This is a genomic window from Streptomyces sp. NPDC005438, from assembly GCF_040606315.1.
GTDB lineage: Bacteria > Actinomycetota > Actinomycetes > Streptomycetales > Streptomycetaceae > Streptomyces.
In genome coordinates, this window is record NZ_JBEXEP010000005.1 from 236372 (window position 1) to 248925 (window position 12554).

Annotated in this window: 8 protein-coding genes; 6 read left to right on the forward strand and 2 right to left on the reverse strand. The window is 73.5% G+C overall.

The features are described from left to right. Entirely contained in the window at positions 1-1143 is a 1143-nt protein-coding gene (pdhA, locus tag ABZT14_RS13285) for a pyruvate dehydrogenase (acetyl-transferring) E1 component subunit alpha (RefSeq protein ID WP_356300713.1), read from the reverse strand. 742 nt (positions 1144-1885) lie between these two features. On the opposite strand from pdhA, the gene ABZT14_RS13290 reads away from it, so the two are divergent. The 6 genes from ABZT14_RS13290 to ABZT14_RS13315 all read left to right on the forward strand — a co-directional run bounded on the left by ABZT14_RS13290 (position 1886) and on the right by ABZT14_RS13315 (position 10025). After that, the gene (locus tag ABZT14_RS13290; protein ID WP_356300716.1) at positions 1886-2782 is read left to right on the forward strand and encodes an arpA protein; all 897 of its coding nucleotides are present in this window, start codon (positions 1886-1888) and stop codon (positions 2780-2782) included. Between the two features lie 220 nt (positions 2783-3002). Continuing rightward, positions 3003-3806, forward strand: a complete 804-nt coding sequence (locus ABZT14_RS13295; protein WP_356300719.1) for a class I SAM-dependent methyltransferase — start codon at positions 3003-3005, stop codon at positions 3804-3806. 59 nt (positions 3807-3865) lie between these two features. Further along, the gene (locus ABZT14_RS13300) at positions 3866-5725 is read left to right on the forward strand and encodes a choline/carnitine O-acyltransferase (RefSeq protein ID WP_356300722.1); all 1860 of its coding nucleotides are present in this window, start codon (positions 3866-3868) and stop codon (positions 5723-5725) included. Between the two features lie 285 nt (positions 5726-6010). Continuing rightward, on the forward strand, positions 6011-8494 hold the full coding sequence (locus ABZT14_RS13305) for a cation-translocating P-type ATPase (protein WP_356300724.1): 2484 nt from the start codon (positions 6011-6013) through the stop codon (positions 8492-8494). A gap of 190 nt (positions 8495-8684) precedes the next feature. After that, positions 8685-9101: an aspartate 1-decarboxylase gene (panD, locus tag ABZT14_RS13310; RefSeq protein WP_356300727.1), complete on the forward strand. Its 417-nt coding sequence runs from the start codon at positions 8685-8687 to the stop codon at positions 9099-9101. A gap of 159 nt (positions 9102-9260) precedes the next feature. Continuing rightward, the gene (locus tag ABZT14_RS13315; protein WP_356300730.1) at positions 9261-10025 is read left to right on the forward strand and encodes a VWA domain-containing protein; all 765 of its coding nucleotides are present in this window, start codon (positions 9261-9263) and stop codon (positions 10023-10025) included. A 41-nt stretch (positions 10026-10066) separates the two neighbouring features. On the opposite strand, the gene ABZT14_RS13320 is transcribed toward ABZT14_RS13315, so the two are convergent. Then, positions 10067-11887: a hypothetical protein gene (locus ABZT14_RS13320; RefSeq protein WP_356300733.1), complete on the reverse strand. Its 1821-nt coding sequence runs from the start codon at positions 11885-11887 to the stop codon at positions 10067-10069. Between the last annotated feature and the right edge of the window lie 667 nt (positions 11888-12554).

Here is a 12554-nt window from a genome sequence, read left to right on the forward strand (position 1 = left end):
TCACTTGCCTTCCTCGACGAACGACGCCTGGTAGGCGGCGAACTGCTCACGTTCCTCGGTGACCTGGGTGTGCTCCTCGGCGTACACGTGGTCGAACAGCTCCGAGGTCGACGGGTTGGGCATGTTGCGCACACCCTCGCGCACCCGCTTGGCCAGCTCCTCGTCCTCCTTGTCCAGGCGGGCGTGGAAGTCCTCGTCGGCCAGCCCGGCCTGGTCCAGGTAGGTCTTCATCCGCAGGATCGGGTCCTTGGCCTCCCAGGCCTGACGCTCGGAGTCCTCGCGGTAGCGGGTGGGGTCGTCGGAGGTGGCGTGCGCGCCCATCCGGTAGGTGAGCGCCTCGACCAGGGTCGGGCCCTCGCCCGCCCGGGCCCGGCGCAGCGCCTGCTGGGTCACGGCCAGACAGGCCAGCACGTCGTTGCCGTCCACCAGCACGCCGGGGAAGTCCCAGCCGGCAGCCCGACGGTGGATGGGGGAGCGGGTCTGCTTGGTGGTGGGGGTGGAGATGGCCCACTGGTTGTTCTGGCAGAAGAAGACCACCGGGGCCTTGCTCACCGTGGCGAAGGTGAACGCCTCCGCCACGTCGCCCTGACTGGAGGCGCCGTCACCGAAGTACGACAGCACCGCCGAGCCGGCGCCCTCGGCCTGCACGCCCTGGGCGTAGCCGACCGCGTGCAGCAGCGGGGGGCCGATGACGATGGTGTAGAGGTGGAAGTTGTTCTCGTTGGGGTCCCAGCCGCCGTTGTTGACCCCGCGGTACATGCCCAGCAGGTTCAGCGGGTCCACGCCCCGGGTCCAGGCCACACCGTGTTCCCGGTAGCAGGGGAAGACGTAGTCGTCGTGCTGGGTGGCGCGCCCCGAGCCGATCTGTGCCGCCTCCTGGCCGAGCAGCGAGGCCCACAGGCCCAGCTCGCCCTGGCGCTGGAGGGTGACCGCCTCGGTGTCGAAGCGCCGGGTCAGCACCATGTCGCGGTACAGCCCGCGCAGTTCGTCGTCGCTCAGGTCCAGGGGGTAGTCCGGGTGGTCGACCCGCTTGCCCTCCGGGGTGAGCAACTGAACCAGCTCCTGCTCCCCGTCACGCCCCGTCTTGCGGCGCCTGGCACTGGTGGCCTTGCGGGGTTTGCCGGGCGTGCTTTTTACGCTCACTACTGCTCCTTCGTCCTTCCGGCCATCGGGGTCCGCCGACGCCTTCGGTCCCCAGCCCGGGGGCGGGGGAAGCGGTCCACCCGAAACGGCACAGCGCGAGGGGTGTGGCGCGGCCACCGCGTCGGGTGTGAGAGTCGTCCCTGTGGGGCGGCCCGCGAGAACGCGCACACTCCAGGAGTGCGAACGTTATCGCGGAAGTCTCTGACCTGCAGTTTTAGTCGGAACTCCTAGCACGTCAGGGACCGGCCAGTCAGGGGGACAAGCGAACGCTACCTGGGACGACGTCCCCACGTAAGGGGACGGAGGGTCACACCTTCACCCCTCCGGGGCGCGCCCGGGCGGTGGCCGGCGAGGCGCCCCCAGGCCGCCCGTCCGGCCCTCCAGCACCCCTCCGATCCGACGCCCCTTTCCGGTACGCCCCCGGGGGTCGGGTCGTGGGTGGGTCCCCGGACGGTGGCCGGCCGACCAGCGGCGATCACCGTTCGGTAGCTCTACGGGTTGGTAGTGTCACGCGTCACAGCGGGTGCCAACCCGATGTAGCCGGAGCCCCAACTGTGCTAAACCCCAGGGGAGTTGACCGCATTCCCGACACCTCCCCCGCGCATCCCCGCGCATCCTCAGCGTTCCCTCAGCGCAGCCCGACCCCTGGCCCCGTCCGCCCGGCCGCCGGGGCCGCACGGCACGCGGACCCCGTCCGCCCCGCCCGGCCCCGTGCCCGGCGTCCACCCGGAGAGAGTCCGCCATGAACCCGTCCCCCGCCCCGACGGCCGACCCCGCCACCGGCGCCGACCACCTGGTCGACACCGACCGTTACCCCCTGCACGACCTGGACGGCCCCCGGGGCAGGGAGTTGGTGGAGCGGGCCCGAACGGAGCTGGCCGCCCTCGGGTGCACCGTGCTGCGGGACTTCGTGCGCCCCGAGCGGCAGGAGGAACTCGGCAGCCGCTGCGCGGCGTTGGCCCCCCACGCGTACTACGACGAGGAGACCGTCAACGTCTACAACATCCCGGTCGACGCCCAGCTGCCCGCCGACCACCCCGGGCGCATCCCCTTCACCCGGGGCAACGCCTTCGTCGCCCGGGACCGTATCCCCAGCGACTCCCCCCTCACCCAGCTCTACACCAGCCCCGCGTTCCAGGCCTTCGTCGCCCGCTGCTTCGGCCTGCCCGAACTGCACCAACTCGCCGACCCGCTGGCGGGGTTGGTTCTCAACGTGGTGGAGCCGGGCATGGAACACCCGTGGCACTTCGACACCAACGAGTTCACCGTCACCATGCTCACCCAGGAGCCGGACCCCGAGTCCGGCGGGATCTTCGAGTTCTGCCCGGGCATCCGCGACGCCCAGCGGGAGAACCTCGACGCGGTACGCCGGGTCATCACCGGCGAGGGCGAGGAACTGGTCCACCGGCTGACGCTCCGCCCCGGTGACCTCCAGCTGTTCAAGGGCCGTTACGCCCTGCACCGGGTCAGCCGGGTCCACGGGGACCGGGCCCGCCACTCGGCCATCTTCGCCTACAGCGAGCGCCCCGGAGTGATCGGCAAGCTCGCCCGCACCCAGCAACTCTTCGGCCGGGTGCTGCCCGAACACCTCGCCGCCGACGGCGCCGCCTCCGACCGGGTGGACCCCCTGCTGGACTGAGCCCGCCCGGGGGTGCCCCGGGCCCCACCACCGGCACCCGGGCCCCGTACGCCGAGCCGCCCGCCCCACCCCGCCCCACCCCGCCCCACCCTGCTCCGACCAGCTCTGACCCGCTCGAAACCGTCCGCCACCCCGACACCCCGCATCCCCAGGGCGCGTCAGGCCATGCCCCGACCGCGCCCGAACGCCGTATCCGCCCGCGTTCCCAGGAGTGTGTCCCGTGCGATTCGACCGGACCGGCAAGGTCTCGCTCCACGAGATCTACACCCAGCCCGACCCCCGCGCCTACTTCCAGACCCTCCGCCACCTGGACTACCAGGTCCCCCAACGCGCCAAGCCCCACTTCGCCCACCTGCTGCGCGCCTACCGCGAAGCCCGTGGGGTGGATCGCCCCCGCGTCCTGGACATCGGCAGCTCCTACGGCGTCAACGCCGCCCTCCAACGCTGCGAACTGACCATGGACGAGCTGTACGAGCGCTACGGAAGCCACACCGGCCCCCTCACCCGGGAACAACTGCTGCGCCGGGACCGCGCCCTGGTCGACAGCCGGCCCCGCCCCGACCCGGCCCACTACACCGGCCTGGACACCTCCGGGCCCGCCCTCGACTACGGCCGGCGGGCCGGATACCTCGACGCCACCGTCCACGCCGACCTGGAACACCACGACCCCACCCCCGAGCAGCGGGCCGCCCTCGGCGCCGACCTGGTCGTCTCCACCGGCTGCCTGGGCTACGTCACCGAACGCACCCTGGAACGTGTGCTCGCGGCACAGGACGGTCGCCGCCCCTGGATGGCCCACTTCGTGCTGCGGATGTTCCCCTTCCGCCCGGTCGAGAGACTGCTGGAGTCCCACGGGTACCGCACCGAGACCGTCCCCGGCGTCCACCGCCAGCGGCGTTTCGCCTCCACCCGGGAGCGCTCCCAGGTGCTCGCCACCATGGCCGAGGCCGGCGTCCCCACCGAGGGGCTGGAGGACACCGGCTGGCTCCACGCCCGACTCCACGTCTCCACCCCCCGCCCCTGACCTGTGCCCCACCAGGCACCCGACCGACCCGTCGCGACCCACCACCGGAAAGAAGAACCGTGAACAGCCCACAGCCCAGCACCTTCGCCCACGAGGACCAGCTGCCCCGCGTCCCCCTGCCCACCCTGGAGGACAGCTGCCGGCTGTTCCTGGAGTGGTGCGCCCCCCTGCTGACCGAGGAGCAACTGGCCGAGACCCGGCGCCAGGTGGAGGCCTTCCGCGCCCCCGACGGTCCCGGCCCGCTCCTCCAGTCGGCGCTGGAGGAGTACGACGCCCGCCCCGAGGTCCGCAGCTGGCTCGACACCTTCTGGCCCTACCGCTACCTGGGCCGCCGCGACCGCATCGCGCTGAACGCCAACTTCTTCTTCCTCTTCGAGGACGGCCGGCCCGGCGACCCCCAGGGCGAACCCTCCGGCGACCAGTGCGGTCGGGCCGCCGACCTGATCGCCGGCGCCCTGCACCACAAGCGCCGGCTGGACGAGGAGACCCTGCCCCCGGTCGTCCTGCGCGGCCAGCCGCAGTCCATGGACCAGCACCGCTACGTCTTCTCCTCCACCCGCATCCCCGGCGAGGAACTGGACACCGTCCGCACCCCCTACAGCGACCAGTGGCCCGGCCCCTCCCAGGCCCGGCACATCGTGGTGCTGTGCCACGGCCGGATGTTCCGCATGGACGTCCTCGGCCCCGAGGGCGACCCGTACACCCTCGACGAGCTGCGCGCCGGACTGGAGGCGGTGACCCGCGCGGCCAAGGAGCCAGCCGAACCCGACACCTCGGTCGGCCACCTCACCACCATGGCCCGCGCCGAGTGGGCCACCGCCCGGCGGCGGCTGCTGACCGACCCCACCAACGCCGAGTCCCTGGAGACCCTGGAGACCGCGCTGTTCTGCGTCTGCCTGGAGGACCTCGCGCCCAGCGACGTCCAGCAGGCCTGCGACCAGCTGCTGCACGGGAACAGCGCCAACCGCTGGTTCGACAAGGGGCTGTCCTTCGTGGTGTTCGCCGACGGCCGCGCCGGCATCAACTGCGAGCACTGCGAACTGGACGGCACCACGATCCTCGCCCTGGTCGACGCGGTCCTCGGCAGCCCCGCCGAGGAGCAGTCCCGGCTCTCCGGCGCCCGCTCCCAGGGGCTGCCCGCCCTCGCCCCGCTGGAGTTCCGGCTCGACGCGGAGCAGCGGGCCCAGGTGCGGTCGGCCGCCCGGGCCTTCGCCGACTACGCCGCCGGCACCGCCACCACCACCCTCTCCTTCGACGACTTCGGCACCGAAGCCGCCAAGGCCCTGCGCACCTCCCCGGACGCCTTCGTCCAGCTCGCCTACCAGCTGGCCCACCAGCGCTCCAAGGGCCACCTGGGCGCCACCTACGAGTCCATCGCCACCCGCCAGTTCCTGGCCGGCCGCACCGAGGCGATGCGGGTGGTCACCCCTGAGATCCAGCGTTTCGTCGCCGCCATGGAGGACCCCCGGACCGACACCGCGACCCGGCTGGCCGCCTTCCGGGCCGCCGCCGACAAGCACGTGACCCGGGCGAGGGAGTGCCAGCGCGGTGAGGCGCCGGAACAGCACCTGTGGGAACTCCAGCTGATCCAGCGGCGCCGGGGCGCCGAACTGGGCCTCACCGAGCCGCCCGCCCTGTTCGACAGCCCCGGCTGGCTGGTGATGCGGGACGACTACCTCAGCACCAGCTCCGCCCCCTCCCGCCACATCCAGTACTTCGGCTTCGGCTCCACCAGCAGCCGCTGCATCGGCGTCGCCTACGTCCTGCTGCCCGAGCGGTTCCACCTCTATCTGAGCACCCCCACCCCGGTGGCCGAGCAGATGCACACCTTCGCCGACCAGCTGCGCGGCGTCGTCTCCGAGCTGCGGCGACTGCTGGCATCCGAAGCCGCCGAAGGCGCCGCCCCCGAGCGGAGCTGACCCACGGCCGGGCGGCGCCCCCACGGCCCGCCCGGCCGGTACCGCACGCCCCCCGTACGCCCCGGCGACCCCGGGGCGTACGGCTTCCCGGCCCGGCGCGCCACGGCAGGGGGACCCTGACGAAAGTACGGGGCACCCGATACCGCAGGATGTGGTCGCGTTCGCCCGCAGACCGTACGGTCAGGAGGGCACCAGCACATCGGCCGGCCCACCCGTCACAGGAGAGCCGGCAGGTCACCCCCGGGACGGGTCGGGTGGCCGACCCGGCTTGGAGGAAGCAGGCAGATGACGGAGCAGTTGGGGGCGGTCGGGGAGGCCGCCGGACCCGGGGCCCAGACGTCGGACCGGACACCGGGACCGCCCCCGTCCCCCCAGGGGCTCACCAGCGCCGAGGTGCGGCAGCGGGTGGAGGCCGGCCAGGTCAACGACGTACCGGTCAGCCCCAGCCGCAGCGTCCGGGAGATCGTCCGCGCCAACCTGTTCACCCGCATCAACGCCCTGATCGGCGCCCTGTTCGTGATCATCATGATCGTGGGCCCCGTCCAGGACGGGCTGTTCGGCGGCGTCATCCTCGCCAACACCGTGATCGGCATCTTCCAGGAGATCCGCGCCAAGCGGACCCTGGACCGGCTGGCGATCGTCGGCGAGAGCCGCCCCCTGGTACGCCGGGACGGCACCGCCCGGGAGGTCGCCCCCTCCGACGTCGTCCTGGACGACGTGGTCGAACTCGGCCCCGGCGACAAGATCCCGGTGGACGGGGTGATCGTCGAGGCCGCCGACCTGGAGATCGACGAGTCGCTGCTGACCGGTGAGGCCGACTCGGTCCTCAAGACCCCCGGCGACCAGGTGATGTCCGGCAGCTTCGTGGTCGCCGGCACCGGAGCCTTCGCCGCCACCCGGGTCGGCAAGGACGCCTACGCCGCCCAACTCGCCGCCGAGGCCCGCAAGTTCACCCTGGTGAACTCCGAGCTGCGGAACGGCATCAACACCATCCTCAAGTACGTCACCTACGCCATCATCCCCGCCGGCATCGCCCTGATCATCAGCCAGCTCACCGTCGCCGGCGACGACACCGCCGAGGCCGTCCGCCGGATGGTCGCCGGCCTGGTGCCGATGGTCCCCGAGGGCCTGGTGCTGCTCACCTCGGTCGCCTTCGCCGTGGGCGTCGTACGACTCGGGCAGAAGCACTGCCTGGTGCAGGAGCTGCCGGCCATCGAGGGGCTGGCCCGGGTCGACGTGGTGTGCCTGGACAAGACCGGCACCCTCACCGAGGCGTCCATGGACATCGGCGAGGTGCGCCACCTGGACCCCGACGCCCCCGTGGACCAGGTGCTCGGGGCCCTCGGCGCCGCCGACGAGCGGCCGAACGCGAGTATGCAGGCCGTCATCGACGCCTACCCCGCCCCCGAGGGCTGGACCACCTCCGACAGCGCCCCCTTCTCCTCCGCCCGGCGCTGGAGCGGGGTGACCCTGGACCCGCCCGAGGGCGAGAACGCCACCTGGCTGCTCGGCGCCCCCGACGTGCTGCTCCCCGCCGGCCACGAGGTACTGGCCGAGGTCGACGCCTTCGGCGCCCGGGGACTGCGCGTCCTGCTGCTGGCCCGCACCGAACTGTCCCTGCGGGACGCCCTCGCCGAACCCCGTCGGGTCTCCGGCGCCGCCCAGCCCGCCGCGCTGGTGATCATCCAGCAGCGCGTCCGCGAGGAGGCCCCGGCCACCCTCCAGTACTTCGCCGACCAAGACGTACGGGCCAAGGTCATCTCCGGCGACAACGCCCTGTCGGTGGGCGCCGTCGCCCGGGGCCTGGAGTTCCCCGGCGCCGAACACCCGGTGGACGCCCGCCAGTTGCCCGAGGAGCCGGAGGAACTGGCCGACCGCGCGGAGGGCAACTCGGTGTTCGGCCGGGTCGGCCCCCAGCAGAAGCGGGCCCTGGTGGGCGCCCTCCAGTCGCGCGGCCACACCGTGGCGATGACCGGCGACGGGGTCAACGACGTACTCGCCCTCAAGGACGCCGACATCGCCGTCGCCATGGGCTCCGGCAGCCCCGCCTCCCGCGCGGTCGCCCAGATCGTGCTGCTCAAGAACAACTTCTCCGCACTGCCCTCGGTGGTGGCCGAGGGCCGCCGGGTGATCGGCAACATCGAGCGGGTCGCCAACCTGTTCCTGACCAAGACCATGTACTCGGTACTGCTGGCCGTCATGGTCGTGATCGCCCAGGTGCCCTACCCCTTCCTGCCCCGCCACCTGACCCTGATCGGCTCGCTGACCATCGGCGTACCCGCCTTCTTCCTGGCCCTGGCCCCCAACCGGGAACGAGCCCGCACCGGCTTCGTCAACCGGGTGCTGCGGTTCGCCGTGCCGGCCGGGGCACTGGCCTCGGCGGCCACCTTCGTCTCGTACCTGCTGGCCCGCCACATCTACGGCGGCAACCTGGAGGCCGAGACCTCCACCGCCACCCTCACCCTGTTCCTGGTCGCCCTGTGGGCGCTGGCCGTCATCGCCCGCCCCTACACCTGGTGGCGCGTCCTGCTGGTACTGGCCATGGGCGCGGGCTTCGCCCTGGTACTGGTGGTGCCCTTCCTCCAGGACTTCTTCCAACTGGAACTGGCCGGGGTCACCGCCCCCTGGTCGGCCGTGGGCGTCGCGGTGGCGGCGGGCCTCGCCCTGGAACTGATGTGGGCGCTGCTGCGCCGCCGTACCCGGGCCGAGGACGCCAGGGAGATCCGGGAAGCCAGGGAGACCGCCGAAGCCGGCCGGCCGGGGGTGTGAGGGCCACCGACCGAGGCCGCCGAGGAGGACAACGGGCCCTGACCCGGTCGGGCGCCCCCTCCCGCGTACCCCCGGCCGACGCGCCCTGACCCGGCGGCCACCGGCGGGGTCGGGGTGGTCCCGCTCACGGCCGGGCGGCGTCCCGCGCGCATAGGATCCCCACGCCCGGACGGCCCAGGAGGAGTGAGTGATGTACCGGACGATGATGAAGTCCAAGATCCATCGAGCCACGGTGACCCAGGCTGACCTGCACTACGTGGGTTCGCTGACGATCAGCGCGGACCTGATGGAGGCGGCGGACCTGCTCCCCGGCGAGAAGGTCGACATCGTCGACATCGACAACGGCGCCCGGCTGTCCACCTACGTGATCGAGGGGCCCCGCGACTCCGGGGTGATCGGCATCAACGGCGCCGCCGCCCGGCTGATCAGCCCCGGCGACCTGGTCATCGTCATCGCCTACGCCCAGGTGCACAACGACGACGTCAAGACCCTCACCCCCCGGGTGGTGTTCGTGGACGAGCGCAACGCGGTGGTCGAACTCGGCGACGACCCGGCCCGGGTACCCCCCGGTTCCGAACTGAGGCGCGGCGACCGGGTGGAGGGCTGAGCGCCCCGGCGCCCACCGCCTCCCGGTAGGCCGGCACCCCGCTGAGCCCGGCTGGCCCCTGGCTGGTCGCCCCCGGTTGGCCAACTTCCGCTGGCCAGCCGGGGGTTGGGGTCACGTCGGCGTACGGTGTCCCCACGAGCCCGCCCCTGGGAGGTACCGATGGCCATCGACTACACCAAGCGTCCCCGGACCACCCCTCGCGGGCCGGCGGTGAGCCTGGAGAAGCTCACCGCCCGGGCACCCGGACTGGTCAACCTCTACAAGGCCGCCGGCGCCTCCCTGGAACACCTGGGCCTCCAGGGCCAACGGGCCGCCGTCTACCTGGTGTTGGACCGCTCCGGCAGTATGCGCCCGTACTTCCGCGACGGCTCCGTGCAGCACCTGGCCGAGCAGGCCCTCGGGCTGTCGGCCCACCTGGACGACGACGGGGTGGTGCCGGTGGTGTTCTTCTCCACCGAGGTGGACGGGGTGGACGAGGTCAGCGTGGACGCCTACCGGGGCCGTATCGGCCAACTCCACGACTCCATGGGCCACATGGGCCGCACCAACTACCACATCGCCATGCGCGCGGTCATCGACCACTACACCGCCTCCGACTCCACCGACCCCGCCCTGGTGATCTTCCAGACCGACGGCGGGCCCTCCTCGCGGAAGGAGGCCGAACGGGTCCTCTGCGAGGCCGCCACCCTGCCGATCTTCTGGCAGTTCGTGGGCTTCGGCGACACCGACAACCGGCAGTTCGACTTCCTGCGGAAGCTCGACGAACTGCCCGTTCCCCACAAGCGGGTCCTGGACAACGCCGGCTTCTTCCCCGTCGGCCAGAACCCCCGCGCCTTCACCGACGCGGACTTCTTCCAGCGGCTGGTGTCCGAGTTCCCCGACTGGCTCGCCGAGGCCCGACGGGCCGGAGTGGTCACCCGGTAGCCCCGCCCGGGCCGAGCCGGCGGAGCCGGCCGGGCCCCGGCTCAGCCCCCGCTGGCGCGCTGACGCAGCGTCCCCAGCCCGTGGACCGGGTTGCTGGTCAGGCCCTCCAACTGGGGCAGCGACCCCAGGTCCAGTACCGGAGTCAACGGCAGGTCGAACGGCCCGGTGCCGCCGGGCCGTTGGGCACGGTCCTCGGTCACCGCCGCCTGCGCCAGAGCCAGGACCAGCGGCAGCACCCCGGGCACCTCCGGGCCGGCCATGGCGTAGAGGGTGCCGCCCTCACCGGCGAAGGAGTCCAGAGCGATACGGTCCGCCCGCCCCGCGTTGCAGGCGTTGCGGACGTGGAGCTGGGACAGCGGGGACAGGGCCCGCTGGATCACCTCCTGTGCCTCCCGCCGACGTTCCGGGTGGGCGGCCATGGTGGCCTCCAACTCGCCGGCGGCACCGAAGGCCGCGCGGGAGTGGGTACGCAGCAGCCGTACCGGGTCGGTCGGCGGATTGTCGAGCTGGGCCGCCCAGCGGTGCAGGTCACGGAAGGGGCGGTTGGCCAGACCGGTCGCGTGCAGCCAACAGCGCAGCAGGGTCTCGGCGGTGTTGGTCAGCGCCTCGTCGACGGGACGGGACGAACGCACCGGCGCCAGCAGCGACTTGGCCCGAGCACAGGCGACGTCCATGTCCTGGCAGCCCCTGCCGGGCGACCAACGCAGCCGGGCCGGGGTGTCACACAGGTGCCCCGGGTCGAACACGTGCACCGGCCCCAACTTGGCCCGGGCACCCTTGGTCTCCGCCCACACCTCCGGGTCGCCACTGAGCACCAGCACCGGACCGGGGGCGTCCAGGATCCGCTCGACCGGGCCCGGCTCCCGCTCGCCACCCGGGGCCCGAGCCCCCTCCCCGGCGACCACGCCCGCGCCCCACTCCTCGGGCGGCGTACGGGGAGCCGGTACCGCGGCGGCTGACATGCCGTCACTGCTGCCGCGCCGCTGACCGGGCAGATGGGCCCGCCGCCCCCAGGGCAGGGGCCGGCCCGCGACCGGCGCGCCCCCGCCCGTACCGCCGGCCCCCTCGGGCGGGCCACCCTCACCGGCCGTCCCACCGGCCGCCGGGGCGCCGTCGCCCGACTCGCCGCCCGGGCCGGCCTCGGAACGGTAGGCGGTACCGGTGGCCGGGGAGCGGAGGTCGTCCAGGTCAGCGGGCCGGGCCGGCCCACGGTCGGTCGCGGACCCCTCCGGTGCGCCCGCGCGCCGCTGGTCCTCGACCCCCGTCGGGTCCTCCTCGGCGCGCCGACGCCGCAGCTCCCGCAACTCCTCCTCGTTCAGCGGACCACCCAGGCCCACCGGAGGCTGGGGGTCCCAGTGGATGCCCGGTGCGCCGTCCCGCTCCACCGCCGCGCCCTTGCCGCCCTCGCCCGGGTCCCCCGTACGCGGGGAGGCGGCCCCGCGCTCCCGCTCGGCCTCCTGCCGGCGACGACGGGCCCGCACCTCCCGGGCCCTCGCCACGGTGCCCAGCACGAAGACCGTCAGCACGATCAGCACCATGATCTGGCTGACCAGGATGCCCCAGAACAGCCCGTACCCGGACAGCTCGCTCGGAGGCACGTCCGGCCAGGCGCCGGCCAGGTCATGGGGCTCGGACATCAACTCCCGCAGCGCCAGCGGGGTCCGGGTGAAGGACAGGCCCGAGGGCCAGGACCCGTGGGCGAACAGACCGGACAGCCCCGCGGCCGTCCAGGTCATCAGGGTCAGCCCGAGCAGGAAGCCGAGCAGCGCGAGCAGCAGACCGTCGGGAATCCCGCCCTCGGAGCGCCGGGCGGGCCCGCGCGCGGGGCGTCCTGGGGAGGAGGGATCTTTGTCGTGCGCCATATCACGGCATTGTTCAGGGAGTTGGTGAGGAGCCGCCAGACGGGCCGTCGTACCCGTCGTCCCGGTACGGGTGTCGTCGCAGGTGGGAGGCATCGTACCGGCCACTGTCGAGGTCGTGGCCCAGGTCAACCTCGGTACCGTCCCCCTCCCGTTCGGCGGCCCCCGGCTCCGGCTCCCCGTACACCCAGTCGTCCACCGAGGCCTCCGGGTCCAGGTTGCCCCACCCCTCGGGCCCCACCGGCGGTCGCCCACCCCGGGGACCGGGGTCCGCGACGGGGGCACCAGGCAGCGGGGTCGCCGGACGGGGCGGATGGTCGCCGGGACCGCCGTGATCGCCCCCGTACGGCTCCTCGGGGGCCGGGGACTCGTAGGCGGCGCCGGGCGCCAGCGGGGGCGTGCCCTCACCGCGCCGTGGACCGTACCGCTTCGGGTGGCCGGGCGGCACCGCCTGCGAGGGGCGCACCGGCCGCAACCCCCGCCCGCCGCCCTCGGGGCCGACTCCCCGTGGTCCGGCTCCGGTTCGGGTCGCCGAACCCGAGGCACCGGGGGCACGTCGCAGCCCCGGCGCCGAGCGCCGGCTCCCGGCACCGCCCGCACCGGGGGCACCGGGACGCGGGCCACCGGAGGCCAGCCCCGCCCGGGGGCCGGCCGGGCCGGGGGGCGGCGA